The sequence below is a fragment of the Lysinibacillus sp. RS11 genome, assembly GCF_042019215.1.
GTDB classification, from domain to species: domain Bacteria; phylum Bacillota; class Bacilli; order Bacillales_A; family Planococcaceae; genus Lysinibacillus; species Lysinibacillus xylanilyticus_A.
Genome location: NZ_CP168124.1, coordinates 1,179,532 through 1,193,454, shown reverse-complemented (window position 1 = coordinate 1,193,454; position 13,923 = coordinate 1,179,532). Strand labels below are relative to the sequence as shown.

At 37.7% G+C, this 13,923-nt stretch carries 14 protein-coding genes; all 14 read right to left on the bottom strand.

The genetic code is table 11. The features are described 5' to 3' along the window. Positions 1–256: 256 nt before the first annotated feature. The 14 genes from tsf to flhA all read right to left on the bottom strand — a co-directional run bounded on the left by tsf (position 257) and on the right by flhA (position 13,905). Positions 257–1,144, bottom strand: coding sequence for a translation elongation factor Ts (gene tsf / locus AB9L17_RS05820; RefSeq protein ID WP_068983129.1), 888 nt, complete (start codon positions 1,142–1,144; stop codon positions 257–259). 101 nt (positions 1,145–1,245) lie between these two features. Next, positions 1,246–1,965 carry a 30S ribosomal protein S2 gene (rpsB, locus tag AB9L17_RS05815; RefSeq protein ID WP_049668466.1) on the bottom strand — a complete coding sequence of 240 codons (720 nt, stop codon included), beginning with the start codon at positions 1,963–1,965 and terminating at the stop codon, positions 1,246–1,248. 157 nt (positions 1,966–2,122) lie between these two features. Next, complete coding sequence (locus AB9L17_RS05810) at positions 2,123–2,719, bottom strand: hypothetical protein (RefSeq protein ID WP_375200192.1); 597 nt, start codon at positions 2,717–2,719, stop codon at positions 2,123–2,125. Between the two features lie 9 nt (positions 2,720–2,728). Further along, positions 2,729–3,037, bottom strand: coding sequence for an RNA polymerase subunit sigma (locus tag AB9L17_RS05805; protein WP_068983131.1), 309 nt, complete (start codon positions 3,035–3,037; stop codon positions 2,729–2,731). A gap of 36 nt (positions 3,038–3,073) precedes the next feature. Next, positions 3,074–3,844 (bottom strand): FliA/WhiG family RNA polymerase sigma factor, encoded by a 771-nt coding sequence (locus AB9L17_RS05800; protein ID WP_068983132.1) that lies wholly within the window; start codon positions 3,842–3,844, stop codon positions 3,074–3,076. Positions 3,845–4,248: 404 nt separating this feature from the next. Further along, entirely contained in the window at positions 4,249–4,617 is a 369-nt protein-coding gene (locus AB9L17_RS05795; protein ID WP_223552610.1) for a hypothetical protein, read from the bottom strand. After that, positions 4,617–5,123 (bottom strand): chemotaxis protein CheD, encoded by a 507-nt coding sequence (locus AB9L17_RS05790; RefSeq protein WP_175401658.1) that lies wholly within the window; start codon positions 5,121–5,123, stop codon positions 4,617–4,619. Before AB9L17_RS05790 ends, AB9L17_RS05795 begins: the two co-directional genes overlap by 1 nt. After that, positions 5,124–5,756 (bottom strand): chemotaxis protein CheC, encoded by a 633-nt coding sequence (locus tag AB9L17_RS05785; protein ID WP_068983134.1) that lies wholly within the window; start codon positions 5,754–5,756, stop codon positions 5,124–5,126. A gap of 9 nt (positions 5,757–5,765) precedes the next feature. Next, positions 5,766–6,212: a chemotaxis protein CheW gene (locus AB9L17_RS05780; RefSeq protein WP_068983135.1), complete on the bottom strand. Its 447-nt coding sequence runs from the start codon at positions 6,210–6,212 to the stop codon at positions 5,766–5,768. 27 nt (positions 6,213–6,239) lie between these two features. Then, positions 6,240–8,642: a chemotaxis protein CheW gene (locus AB9L17_RS05775; RefSeq protein ID WP_375200191.1), complete on the bottom strand. Its 2,403-nt coding sequence runs from the start codon at positions 8,640–8,642 to the stop codon at positions 6,240–6,242. A gap of 15 nt (positions 8,643–8,657) precedes the next feature. Next, on the bottom strand, positions 8,658–9,812 hold the full coding sequence (locus AB9L17_RS05770; protein ID WP_375200190.1) for a protein-glutamate methylesterase/protein-glutamine glutaminase: 1,155 nt from the start codon (positions 9,810–9,812) through the stop codon (positions 8,658–8,660). Beyond that, positions 9,813–10,688 carry a MinD/ParA family protein gene (locus AB9L17_RS05765; RefSeq protein WP_223552608.1) on the bottom strand — a complete coding sequence of 292 codons (876 nt, stop codon included), beginning with the start codon at positions 10,686–10,688 and terminating at the stop codon, positions 9,813–9,815. It lies immediately after the preceding gene. Continuing rightward, positions 10,685–11,875, bottom strand: a complete 1,191-nt coding sequence (gene flhF / locus AB9L17_RS05760; RefSeq protein ID WP_223552607.1) for a flagellar biosynthesis protein FlhF — start codon at positions 11,873–11,875, stop codon at positions 10,685–10,687. Before flhF ends, AB9L17_RS05765 begins: the two co-directional genes overlap by 4 nt. Beyond that, complete coding sequence (flhA, locus tag AB9L17_RS05755) at positions 11,872–13,905, bottom strand: flagellar biosynthesis protein FlhA (RefSeq protein ID WP_374963498.1); 2,034 nt, start codon at positions 13,903–13,905, stop codon at positions 11,872–11,874. The genes flhF and flhA overlap by 4 nt, the downstream gene beginning before the upstream one ends. Between the last annotated feature and the right edge of the window lie 18 nt (positions 13,906–13,923).

Genomic DNA, 13,923 nt, shown 5'->3' with positions numbered 1-13,923 from the left:
AAATTATATGGCTCATCACCATAACGTGTGGTTGATTTCCGTTCCGACTGGGCGATTCCTGGGAATGTCCAGCCTCCACTTCAATCAACATACATAGAATACGTTTTATAAAATGTCATCCACAACTTTTGGTGGATGAACCAATGATATCTTTTTTTGCTCATTTCGGAAAAATAGGGAACACGCTATGTTGTGTTCCCCATTTTTAGTCTAGAAAATCTAGATATTATTTGATTAGGATCAAATGCAAGCTAAATTAGTTACCTTTAACTTGGCTCATTACTTCTTCAGCGAAGTTATCTTCACGTTTTTCGATACCTTCACCTACTGCGTAACGTACGAAGCCATTTACTGAACCACCAGTTGAAGCAACGAAGTCACGTACTTTTTGGTCTGAGTTTTTAACGAATGATTGGTCAAGTAAGCAAACATCTTCGAAATATTTACCAAGACGTCCTTCAACCATTTTCGCTACGATATTTTCTGGTTTACCTTCGTTAAGTGCTTGTTCAGTTAATACTTTACGCTCACGTTCAACTTCTTCAGCAGAAACTTCATCACGAGAAACATAAGTTGGGTTAATAGCTGCGATGTGCATAGCAACATCTTTAGCAGCTGATGCATCTGTAGAACCTTCTAAAGTAACTAATACACCGATGCGACCGCCCATGTGTAAGTAAGAACCGAATGCATCTGCATCAGTTTTTGTTTTCACTTCGAAACGACGAAGAGTGATTTTTTCACCGATTGTTGCAATTGCTGATGAAATTTGGTCAACAACTTTTACACCTTCAGCATTTGCAATCTCTAATGCAGCTTCAACTGTTGCAGGTTTAGCAGCAAGTAATTGCTCAGCTAATGAAGCAACTAATACTTGGAATTTATCGTTTTTAGAAACGAAGTCCGTTTCAGCATTTACTTCTAGGATGATTGCTTCGTTACCTTGTTCTAAAATGTAAGTTGTACCTTCTGCAGCGATACGGTCAGCTTTTTTAGCAGCTGAAGAAAGACCTTTTTCACGTAGGAAATCGATCGCAGCATCAATATCGCCATCAGTTTGTACTAGCGCTTTTTTACAATCCATCATTCCAGCGCCAGTTTTTTCGCGTAATTCTTTTACTAATTGTGCAGTAATGTTTGCCATTTAGTGTTTCCTCCTCAAATTGGTTGTACAAATTTTAGTGATAGGTTCTAAAAAAGGTGATAAGGGTCCTGAGCCACTTATCACCTTTTTGTAAACGTGAATTACTCAGCAGCAGCTTCTACAGCTGGAGCTTCCTCTTCACCTTGTTTTGACTCGATTAAAGCGTCAGCCATTTTAGCAGTTAAAAGTTTAACAGCGCGAATAGCATCATCATTAGCAGGAATTACGTAGTCGATTTCATCTGGATCACAGTTTGTATCAACAATACCTACTAGAGGGATGTTTAATTTAATAGCTTCTGCAACAGCAATACGTTCTTTACGTGGGTCAACAACGAACATTACGTCTGGAAGAGCGTGCATATCACGGATACCGCCTAAGAATTTGATTAGACGTTCGTGTTCTTTTTTAAGTTGGATTACTTCTTTTTTAGGTAAAACTTCGAAAGTTCCATCTTCTTCCATTTTTTCGATTGCTTTCATACGTGCAACACGTTTTTGAATTGTACCGAAGTTTGTAAGAGTACCACCTAACCAACGTTGGTTGATGTAGTAGTTGCCTGAACGTTCAGCTTCATCTTTGATCGCTTCTTGTGCTTGTTTTTTCGTACCAACGAAAAGAACTTTACCACCGTCTTGACCAACTTGACGCATGAAGTCATAAGCTTCCTCTAATTTTTTAACAGTTTTTTGTAAGTCGATGATGTAGATCCCGTTACGCTCAACGAAGATATATTTCTTCATTTTTGGGTTCCAACGACGAGTTTGGTGACCGAAATGTACACCAGCTTCAAGTAATTGTTTCATAGAAATTACTGACATGTGTATTTCCTCCTAGTATGTTTGGTTTTTATCCTCCGCATTTATCACTTGCAACAAGCTACCCTAAGCTTAGAGCACCACTTACTACATCAAAATGCGTGTGTATTAATAACACCATTTGCAACTATATCATAGCTTTATCCCATTCGCAACTGTTTTAGTTATGAAACTTCAATAATAGCTCGATTTCTGTTTTTCCTCTTTGAAGTTGCTTTGCAATTTCTTCTGATGTTTTACCTTGTTTTGCTAATTCAATAGCTTGTTGTTCTATTGTTAATGGCTTTACTTCGTCTTTTCGTCTTGCTTCATTTAGTTGTTCGGCTGCATGTACAACCTTTGCTTCAGTCTTAACTCCAGGTTGTTGCTGGCGTGAATAAGCATTGGCTACGATATTTTTTGGCACATAAAAACGCGGTTCATGATCTACACTATTAGAACCCTCTACTGTGCTTTCTTCTTTTGTCAGCGAAGGGGTTTGCTCCTGCTCCTTTTGTCTCGCAATCTGCTCTACCTGTTTAACAGCATCCGATTTCGTTGCAGACATTGAAACTCCTTGCAACTCTTGAATTAGGCGATCGTTTTCATCTTTCATTTCAGCCAAATAGACACTTATAGTATCATCCATTTCACGCATTAAACGTTCTTGCTTTTTTTCTAAATCTTTAAATTTTGCTAGTTTTGTATTTAAAATGATGAGGAAATAAAATGAAAGTAATTGTAAAAAAAATAGAACCGCAATTAGTATGGTTGTCATTGTAAACTCCTATCCACTAAAATCCACGAAATTACCCTTAAACGGATGTTGAACCTGTTTTTTCGGCTCTTCGTTATTATTTTTTTTCTTTTTTCGAGTACCTTTTATATACTCGACACCCGCTTCTTCATCTTCACCAATCTCATCCATACCCTCAGAAGTATTCACAACTTTTTGCTTGCGTTCAATTTCTTTTTTTAACGCTTCATTTGCATGTGCTTGCTGAGCCAAAGTTTGTTGATGTGCCTGATCTGCCATTTTCCCAGCTTCAAATGTTTTCGGAATAGCTATTTGTAGTTCGACACCCTTTAAACTCATTAGACTTCCTCCTTCAATAGTAGATATATAAGATTATTACGCATTAATCATTTCGGTAGATAATAATTTTCGTAACTTTAATAGTGCCTTAGAGTGGATTTGTGAAATACGTGACGTAGATAGTTCAAGCATTTCCCCAATTTCTGTTAATGTTAATTCTTCTGTATAAAATAAACTAAGCACCAACTGCTCTTTATCATTTAGCTTTTGGATATTTTCAGCTAAGTCCTCCAGTAATTCTGACTTAACGATCGCTTGTTCAGGGGTCTCAGTCGTATCATCACGTATAACAAATGACTTTCCATCCGTTTCATCTTGATCTTGTTGCTCATTAATGGAAAGAACATTTGAAAAGAAATGTTCCTGTACAGTTTGGTAAACTTCCTCAACAGGTAAAGTCATATGTTCCGCAAGTTCCTCAGGTGTTACATGACGCATATATTTTTGTTCTAACTGTTCAATCTGCGCATCTAACTTTTTTGCCTTCTCACGTGCGGAACGTGGCAACCAATCTTCCTTACGTAAACCATCAATAATTGCGCCTCTTACTCTAAAAGAAGCATATGTATCAAATTTCAAGTCTCTATTAATATCAAATTTATTTAATGCATCAAAAAGACCTACCATGCCTAAGCTCGTTAAATCGTCTCGAGATACACTTTTTGGTAAACCCGCACCAATGCGCTGTACATGATATGATACTAGAGAAATATATTTTTTTATAAGCATATCACCAGCATCTGGATCGCGCTCATGTATCCAACGATTCCACAGCTTTTGTTCATCGTTCAGAATTGGTTGTGTCATGTAATCCACCTCTCTTAAGAAAAACGCATTTACGCGCCTGTTTGCCATTGACTACGATTACCTCTGAAAGAAATATGTTTTTATTGTTCTTTTTCCTGCCAAAATTCTGTTCATTCGATAGGGGCAACAGAGCGATGTTAGCCGTAAGCATCTAACATAAAACATCGCCCTTCTTTCCTATATTATAACAAGAATCGACTTTAATTTCATTTGTTTCTCCTACTCTATCACATATTCTTTAAATTTATTTGTCGGCCATATTTTTGTTTGGTTATAGCCAAAATTCGTCTAGTTTTAAATGAGGATCAGGACTAGCTCTTTAGCCAAGACGAAAACTTCGCCCTTAGTTTTCCACAGATAAGTTACTTTCACAAAAAAAGAGCCGCTATTCGCGACTCCTATATTTATGCATTTATTTGCTGTTCATCCTCACGATTCATCATCGTTCGTACAACCTGGGCAATTTCATCTGAGCTTTCATCCTGAAACTCAACAGTTGAGTTAGCCGTCGGTGTTTCTTGATCTTCCCCGGGATTGACAGATTCGTTTTCTTCTAGCTCACCTTCAACGACTTCTTCATCGCCCTCTGGTGTGAATAACACGTAGGCAATTAAAAACCTTACAATATACATGACAAAAAACATAATTATTCCCGCTACAAATGATCCTATGATAATACGTAATGGTGTAAAAGGTTTTTGAAATGTACTAAAAAAATAGAGAGAAAAGGCAACTAACGCACCCCATAGGTTATAAAAAATAGAACCAAACATTATATTTCACTCACTCCTTGGTTAACCGTTCGAATATGTAATGTCGACGTCGCAGGAGAAAATTCAATTGTTCTCCCACTATTACCACCCGTGTCTTCGGCAACTAAAGGAATTCCATGGCGTTTTAACTCAAACTTTACCGCTTCTACATTACGCGGACCGATACGCATTGAATCTTTGTCAGAAGTAAATTGAAACATCTGCGCACCACCCGCAATTTTTGCTTTTAGCTTAAATTTTTGAACGCCCTCTAACTTTAATAGGTCAATCATTGCCGCAACGCTTGTGTCAGCAAATTTAGCCACATTTATTGACTCTTGTCTACCTAAACTCGAATCTGGCAACATTACATGTATTAAACCAGCAATTTTTTTTGACTCATCATATAAAATAACACCTACACAAGATCCAAGACCTGATGTTCTTATCGTGTTTGGTAACTTTACTACATCCATTTGTGCAATTCCAACTTTTATCACTTGTCCATTACTATTATTCAACATCATCTATGAAACTCCTAATGCTTTAAAAATAGCATCAAATGAATCTGGGTCTGGTAATAAGAAAAAATGTCCTTTTACTGTTTCTTGGTCCTCTGCACCGTCTTCAAAAATGGATGTGTTTATTACGATTACATTATCGCTAATATGTGATAATTCAATCAAACCAATACTAATAATAGCACCAAACATATCAACACTTAGCCCTGGCACTGTCGGATAAATTTTTAAATTTGTAAAGTCAGATAACGCTGATAAATAAGAGCCAGATAAAATATTACCCATTTCCTGCATAGCTGATAAACCTAACTCTGAAACAGGTTGTTTTTTAAAATCGAATGATTCATCGTATATGAGACGACGGATAAAACGATTTGCTTGTTCAATTGGCAGGATAAAAAACATACTACCTTCAGCATCACCTTCAATGCGTAGATAGATTCCAACTACGACATTTTCAGATCCTCCAGCAAGCTCCATCATGTCATTAAATGACACCATTTCAACCTTTGGTACTCGCATATCAATTTTTTTACCAAGTAAATTGGAAAGTGCTGTAGCAGCATGCGCAGCACCAATATTTCCAATTTCTTTCAATACGTCTAAATGTAGTGATGTAATTTTTTGATTAAATATCATTATCGACCCCTACTTTAGTGGATTTAGTACTTTCTCTAAATGTAATAAAATTAATAAACGTTTGTCTATTTTAGCTACGCCTGAAATAAACTCTTCTTCGAGTGAACCAACTACTTCTGGTTGTGGTTCAATTGAGTTTGCAGGTATGTCTAACACATCATTTGCAGAATCTACTACGAAGCCTACTTCCATATCCTCTAATGAAATAATAATGATACGAGTTGTTTCTTCATGCTCGGAGATCGGTAACTCAAATCGTTCACGTAAGTCCACAATTGGTGTTACGACACCGCGTAGGTTAATAACACCTTTTACAAATTTCGCTGTTTTCGGTACACGCGTAATATGCATTAGTTTTTCAATCCCTTGTACATGTGATACAGGAATCGCATATTCTTTATCTGCTAATTGAAAAACAATCACTTTAATACTTTCTTGTTCCACTGCGTTTGTCATTATTTACACCTCTCTTATTCATTCACCTTATTTAATAAGTGCGTTACAATCCACAATTAAGGCTACTTTCCCATTACCTAAAATTGTTGCACCTGAAATTGCAAAGATATTCGTTAAGTAATTTCCTAATGATTTCAGAACAATTTCTTGTTGACCAATGAATGAATCCACTACTAAACCAGCAAGCTTCTCACCTTTTCGAACGATGACCACTGAATGGAATTCGTCAACCTGAGGTTCTTTGCGAGGTACCTCAAAGATTTCTTCTAAGAATACTAGTGGTACTACTTTGCCACGGAAATCGATTACTTTTTGATTATGCGCATTCATAATTTCTGACGAACGGATAATGGAAGTTTCAATAATTGATGAAAGTGGAATTGCATAAATCTCTTTTTCGATTTCTACTAGCATGACAGAAATAATCGATAATGTCAGTGGTAATTGAATCGAGAATATTGAGCCTACATCTTGTGTAGATTCAATGGAAATATTTCCACCCAATGATTCTATTGTTGTTTTAACAACGTCTAATCCTACGCCTCGGCCTGATACATCAGAAATAACATCTGCTGTTGAGAATCCAGAAGCCAAAATAAGCTCATTAATTTGCTTATCTGACATTGAGTATGATTGTTCTTGTGTAACAATACCTTTAGAAATAGCTTTCGCTAGTACTTTTTCACGGTTAATACCGGCTCCATCGTCTTCAATTTCAATAAAGACATAGTTACCGCTATGATAAGCACGTAGTACAACCGTTCCTTCTTCTGGCTTTCCTTTCGCAAGGCGAGCTGTAGGATTTTCAATACCATGGTCGACAGAGTTACGGATTAAATGAACAAGTGGATCTCCAATTTCATCGATTACCGTACGATCTAGCTCTGTTTCGGCACCGATAATTTCCAGGTTAATTTTCTTATTAAGATCACGAGATAACTGACGGATCATTTTCGGGAAGCGGTTGAATACTGTTTCAACTGGAACCATACGCATCGTTAAAATAATTGTTTGTAAGTCACCCATGACGCGGCTCATACGCTCTACAGTTTCATTTAACTCACCGTGATTAACCTCAGTTGCAATAGACTGTAGTCGCCCTCGATCTATCACAAGCTCTTCAAATAAGTTCATTAAAATATCAAGACGCTCGATATTAACACGAATTGTTTTATTACCAACAGGCGCATGACTTTTATCCGCCTTAGCAGGAGCTTCTGCCTTTGCAGGTTTAGGTGCTGGTATATTGTTTGCAGGTGTAGTAACAGGTTTAGCCTCCGGTTCTATCGTTGCTGTAGCTGTTACTTCTTGAATTGCTTGTTCTTTTTCACTAAATTGCTTTTGTTCGAGCGTAGCGACAATCACTTCTTCGACTTCTGAAACTTTCATAATCTTTTTCTGCATATCTTCAGCAGATTCTTTTGTCACGAAAGCTACATAAAATTGTTGATCGAACTGCTCATCTTCAAGCTTATCTACAGATGGATTTGATTTAATAACATCCCCATCTTTTTCTAAGATTTCAAACACCATAAATACACGTGCCGCTTTTAACAGACAGTCTTCACGTAGTCTCACTGAAATTTCAAATGCATTGAAACCTTGTTCAGCAGATTGTGCAATAACTGTTTCTTCAAAGCTGTCATACTCTAAAACACTTGCTACAGCAGTAACTGTTGTCTCAATAGATGCGACAGTCACTTCTTCAACTTCTGAAACTTTCATAATCTTTTTCTGTATATCTTCAGCAGATTCTTTAGTTACGAAAGCTATGTAAAATTGTTGGTCGAACTGTTCGTCTTCAAGCTTTTCTACAGATGGATTTGATTTAATAACATCCCCAACTTTTTCTAAAATCTCAAACACCATGAATACACGCGCTGCTTTTAACAGACAGTCCTCACGTAATCGCACTGATATTTCAAATGCATTGAAACCTTGTTCAGCAGATTGTGTAATAACTGTTTCTTCAAAGCTGTCATACTCTAATACACTAGCTACAGCAGTAACTGGTGTCTCAGTAGTTGCTACTACTTCAGGAATCGCGTACTCGCCTAATTCAATACGCTTTAACTGCGCTACAGTTGAGGATACATCACGTTTTCCATCACCGCCATTCGCAATGTCCATTACCATTTCTTCTAGATGGTCCACAGACTCAAAGACAACATCTAAAATTTCAGGAGTTACATGGATTTTCTCGTTTCGGATTGCATCTAACACGTTTTCCATTTTATGAGTTAAATCCGCTAAATCTTCAAAGCCCATTGTCGCAGACATACCTTTTAATGTATGTGCAGAGCGGAAAATTTCTCCAACAATCGCCAGATCATCTGGATTTTTTTCTAGTTCTAATAAATGTTCACTACATGCTTGTAAATGGTCTTTACTTTCTTCGATAAACATCTCTAAATATTGATTGACTTCCATAAGAGGACACCCCTTTTAAGGCAAATATTTCATTATTGTTTGTGCAATATCATCTACATCTGCAACTTCATCGACAAGCTGCGTTTCCACTGCTGCTTTTGGCATACCATACACTATACAAGTTTCAGCTGATTCTGCGATAGCAATCACATTCCCAGAACTCTTCAGTGCTTTTAGCCCATTTGAGCCGTCATGACCCATACCTGTCATAATAACTGCCACTTTATCAAAATCTTTAATTTGGCTTACATCTTCGAACATCACATCTACAGAAGGGCGATGTCCAGATTTAGGTGGTTCATTATTATCAAGGACTATGCCAAAGGAGGTACCTACTTTTCTAAGTTTTAAATGATACCCACCTGGTGCAATATACGCCACTCCAATTTGGAGAATATCTCCTTGCTCAGCTTCCTTTACGGTAATCTCACTCAATTGATCTAGACGAGTAGCAAGAGATTTTGTAAATCCTGCTGGCATATGCTGGACAATTAAAATGGGTGCTTGAATTGATTTAGGAATCTTTGTAATTACTTCCTGCAGTGCTCTTGGTCCACCAGTAGACGTACCAATCAGCACAATTTTCTTACTCACTTTACTCCATTCCACATGTGGCTTCGATAGTTCTGTCCTTGTCGGAGAAACATGGACAGGAGGAGTCATCCTACTTTCACTAAGTGATTCTCTTCTAATGGTACTCGCATTTAATGCCTGTTCTTGTTGTTTTTTACTACCAAAAGGTTTCTTTAATTTTGAAATAGGTACCAATGCTGCTTGTTCAACTTTGTGGACAAGCTCAGTTTGGATTTTATGTAAATCAAGAGAAATTGTTCCGCTAGGTTTCGCGACAAAATCTACTGCCCCAAATTCAATTGCTGTTAAAGCATTTTCAGCCCCACGTTGAGTTGTACTAGAAAGCATAACAATAGGTACTGGACATATAGCCATAATTTCTTTTAAAGCATCAAGCCCATTCATTTCAGGCATCTCAATATCCATTGTCACAACTGTTGGCTTCAATGTTTGAATTTTTTTTATCGCATCTTTCCCATTTCGAGCCGTTCCAACTACTTCAACCTTCGAGTTGCCAACAAAAAAGTCACTAATTAGCTTTCTCATAAAAGCAGAATCATCAACAACTAATAGCTTGCTTTTATGTAAAAAGTCCAATTAATCACGTCCTTTCGAAAAAATACTTCTTAATTTAGTTAAGAATTTACCCGCTGACTGATCATGTGCATGAACTTGCTCCGCACGATGTTCTATAAAACGCGCCACTATAAGTTGAAGTGTCTTTGAAATAAGTGCGTCGGGATAAGCAAGTGAAAAAGGTACTTGCTCACGCACAGCCTTACGCACAACAGAATCTTCAGGTAATGAACCCAACACAGTAACCTCTTTTTCCAAAAAACGTTTCATCGTAAGCCTTAGTCGTTCAGTGGTTTCTATTCCTTCTTCCTTGCTAAAAGCACGGTTACAGAGTATATAAAATTGCTTGTCCGCATCTCGTAAATGAATGTATTTCATCATCGAATATGCATCTGTAATAGAGGTCGGCTCTGCGGTTGATACAACAATGATTTCATTTATTGAGGCTAGTAAATCTAATGACCAACTAGTAGCTCCTGCCCCCATATCAAATAAGATATAATCGAAGTTTTTTTGAAACTGTTCAAATCCATAAACAAGTCGTTCAAACATCGCTTCTGACCACTCGAGGACACTCGACAAACCAGATCCACCTGCAATATATTTTAAACCATAAGGGCCTTCAAAAATTACATCGTCTAGAACCTTATTCCCATCCAAGTAATCTTTCAAACTATTAGAAACATTTTTCCCAATTAAAATATTGATATTCCCCATACCAATATCCATATCAACGATTAGAACTTTTTTCCCTTTATTAGCCAATGTAGTGGCAAAATTTATTGTGAAGTTACTTTTACCGACCCCACCTTTGCCGCTTACAACTGCTATTGCTCTACCTAATTCACCCTGCTGTCCCAACATTTTTAAACGTAATGTTTCAGCTTGGTCTCTCATTTTTCTTCACCTTGGAAAATTAAATTTAATACTACTTCTAAATCAGCTTCTTCAATATCCTCTGGTACTTCTTGACCATTCGTGTAGTAAGCAAGTCCTTTATTATATTTAATCATTAAATTAATCATTGTGCCAATAGAATTTGTTTCATCAATCTTAGTAAAAATAAATTTTTCAATTGGTAATTGCTTAAATTGATCTACAATGTTTGCCATGTCCTTTTCTTTTGTCGTCATCGCAAGTACTAAGAAGGATTCGGCTTGATCATCAAATTTTATGAGACGCTGTAGATCATCTACATATTTAACTTCTTTATAATTGCGGCCCGCTGTATCTATAAACACTAGATCTAAATGGGACAATCGTTGGATTGCTTGTTCAAAATCAGTAGCGTTATAGGCAATTTCGACAGGTGCCTGCAATAGTCCGGCATACGTTTTTAATTGCTCAATTGCGGCAATCCGATAAGTATCGGTCGTAATAAAGCCTATTTTTTTCTTTTTCTCTAAAACGGCTCTAGCTGCCATTTTCGCAATTGTCGTGGTCTTTCCGACACCTGTCGGACCTAAAACATTAATATATTTTTTTTCGTAGGATAAGCCTCCGACCGGAAGATTCTCAAGCTCTTTGCGCATTAAATTTTTCGTAATCATCTTACATTGTGAGAAATTGATTTCTGATGCTTCTTTGAAATGCATAAAAAGCTCATCACCAATCGTTGTGATGAGCTCTTCATTTAGCTCCTGCTGTCTTAAGTATTCAATGAAGGGTAAGAGTTCATCGGGATATTGAGCTTGTGTGGTCTTCTTATGCATGGACTGCATTAAAGCCTTAAGATCTGTAATTTCCTTCCTCAATTCTTCAGAAATGCCACTTTCCTCATGTAAGACTGCAGGGTGCTGTGGCTGGGGTATTTTGGATTGAACAGCATTCGTAATCTCTAGTAACCTAGCATCTTCTTTATTAGTTTTTGTTATAGGTAAAGCTGCAGGTGCTGGAGCCGTATTACTTGGCTCCATTGAATCGATCCCTGCAACAACCTCAAAACTTTTCTTTTTAATCATTCCAAAAAATTTTTTAGTGACCACAACTTTTGAATTCAAAATGACAGCGTCCTCACCTAATTCCGCACGCACAAGCTTCATCGCTTCTGGTATGGAGGATGCATAATATTTTTTCATTTTCATTCAACATTCACCACCCCAACACTTTGAATTTCAACCGAAGCATCAAGTTCATTGTATGAAAGAACTGGAATTTGCGGGAAATAACGCTCCGTTAGTTGACGTAAATACATACGAACTGCAGGCGAGCATAAGATAATAGCAGATTGTTCCATAAAGGAAACGCGCTCTACTTCTGCAGCAATGGTTTCCAAGACCGTTTGAGAATCTTGTGGATCCATCGCTAAGTAATTTCCGTGATCAGTTTGCTGAATACTATCAGCAATCATTTTCTCTACTTTACCCGAAACAGTTATGACCTTCAATGACGAGCTGTCCCCTACGTATTGAGAAGTAATCTGACGTGCCAATGATTGGCGTACGTACTCGGTTAATATATCGGTATCGCTCGTTAACTTTGCATAGTCTGCTAGCGTCTCAAAAATAATTGGTAGATTTCGGACTGAGACATTTTCACGTAAAAGTTTACCCAGTACTTTTTGAATTTCACCTGTTGATAATGGTGTAGGTGTCAATTCTTCGACTAAAATCGGATGTGTTTCACGTAAATGATCGATTAGCTGCTTCGTCTCTTGACGACCGAGTAATTCATAAGCATTTGCACGAATCATTTCCGTTAAGTGGGTTGATACAACGCTCGGTGGATCAACAACTGTATAGCCGAACATTTCGGCATCCTCTTTAACTTGCTCAGTAATCCACTTAGCAGGTAGTCCAAATGACGGTTCAACTGTGTCAATACCCTCGATAGAATCATCGTCTCCCGGACTCATTGCTAAATAATGATCAAGGAGAAGTTCACCACGCGCCATTTCGTTACCTTTTATTTTAATTCGATATTCATTTGGTTGTAATTGAATATTGTCACGAATACGTACAACCGGTATTACAATCCCTAATTCTAATGCTAATTGTCGACGTATCATGATGACGCGATCTAATAAATCGCCACCTTGAGCAGCATCTACTAATGGTATTAAGCCATAGCCAAATTCAAACTCGATTGGGTCCACATTTAATAAATTCACAACATTTTCAGGGCTCTTCATGCCGTCTGTTGCCACTTCTTCCTCAATTTCAAGTAATTCTTCTGCATCCTCTGGTTTCTTACGTTCCATCATATAAGCACCAGCAACTAGTGAAACACCAATTGGAAGTGTTACCCAGAGAGGTATAGGTGTAAAGAATCCAAGTAAAAGTATTGTGCCACCCGCTACATATAGCAGTTTTGCTTGGGCAAATAACTGTCCTGTAATATCCTCACCAAGACTCCCTTTAGAGGATGCACGTGTTACAACAATCCCTGTCGCTGTGGAAATCAATAATGCAGGAATTTGTGATACAATACCGTCCCCAACTGTTAATTTAGAAAAATGAGTTGCTGCTTCTGCAAATGGAAGATCCATCTGCACAACCCCGATGATGATCCCAAATAATAAGTTGATAATAACCATGACCATTGAGGCAATGGCATCCCCTTTTACGAATTTCGTGGCACCATCCATTGCTCCGTAGAAGTCCGCTTCACCCGCTACTTTGTCGCGTCGTTCACGTGCTTCTCGCTCAGAAATAACTCCTGCATTTAAGTCAGCATCAATACTCATTTGTTTACCCGGCATCGCATCAAGAGTGAAACGTGCTGCTACTTCTGCTACACGTTCCGCCCCTTTAGTAATAACGATAAACTGAATTAACACAAGAATTAAGAATACAACTAAACCAACAAGAACATTCCCGCCGACTACGAAATCACCAAAGGTTTCAACAACAGAACCAGCATCTCCAGTCGCTAAAATAGCACGTGTTGTGGAAACGCTCAGTCCGAGTCGGAACAAGGTTAACAGTAAAATAACTGAAGGGAAAATAGAAAAATCTAACGCTTCCTTCATACTCATTGCTGTTAACAGTACTATTATTCCTAGTGTAATATTAATGACGATTAAGAAACTTAACATCCACGGAGGAAGAGGGATGATGAGCATCGCAACGATTAAAATAACCGCACCTAAAACCCCTATATCGCGAACTTTCATTTGTGTCCCTCCTACTAA

Coding starts and splice junctions, on each gene's coding strand:
- tsf (WP_068983129.1), bottom strand. CDS start 1,144: ATGGCAAACATTACTGCACAATTAGTAAAAGAATTACGCGAAAAAACT.
- rpsB (WP_049668466.1), bottom strand. CDS start 1,965: ATGTCAGTAATTTCTATGAAACAATTACTTGAAGCTGGTGTACATTTC.
- AB9L17_RS05810 (WP_375200192.1), bottom strand. CDS start 2,719: ATGACAACCATACTAATTGCGGTTCTATTTTTTTTACAATTACTTTCA.
- AB9L17_RS05805 (WP_068983131.1), bottom strand. CDS start 3,037: ATGAGTTTAAAGGGTGTCGAACTACAAATAGCTATTCCGAAAACATTT.
- AB9L17_RS05800 (WP_068983132.1), bottom strand. CDS start 3,844: ATGACACAACCAATTCTGAACGATGAACAAAAGCTGTGGAATCGTTGG.
- AB9L17_RS05795 (WP_223552610.1), bottom strand. CDS start 4,617: ATGTTTGGTTCTATTTTTTATAACCTATGGGGTGCGTTAGTTGCCTTT.
- AB9L17_RS05790 (WP_175401658.1), bottom strand. CDS start 5,123: ATGATGTTGAATAATAGTAATGGACAAGTGATAAAAGTTGGAATTGCA.
- AB9L17_RS05785 (WP_068983134.1), bottom strand. CDS start 5,756: ATGATATTTAATCAAAAAATTACATCACTACATTTAGACGTATTGAAA.
- AB9L17_RS05780 (WP_068983135.1), bottom strand. CDS start 6,212: ATGACAAACGCAGTGGAACAAGAAAGTATTAAAGTGATTGTTTTTCAA.
- AB9L17_RS05775 (WP_375200191.1), bottom strand. CDS start 8,642: ATGGAAGTCAATCAATATTTAGAGATGTTTATCGAAGAAAGTAAAGAC.
- AB9L17_RS05765 (WP_223552608.1), bottom strand. CDS start 10,688: ATGAGAGACCAAGCTGAAACATTACGTTTAAAAATGTTGGGACAGCAG.
- flhF (WP_223552607.1), bottom strand. CDS start 11,875: ATGAAAATGAAAAAATATTATGCATCCTCCATACCAGAAGCGATGAAG.
- flhA (WP_374963498.1), bottom strand. CDS start 13,905: ATGAAAGTTCGCGATATAGGGGTTTTAGGTGCGGTTATTTTAATCGTT.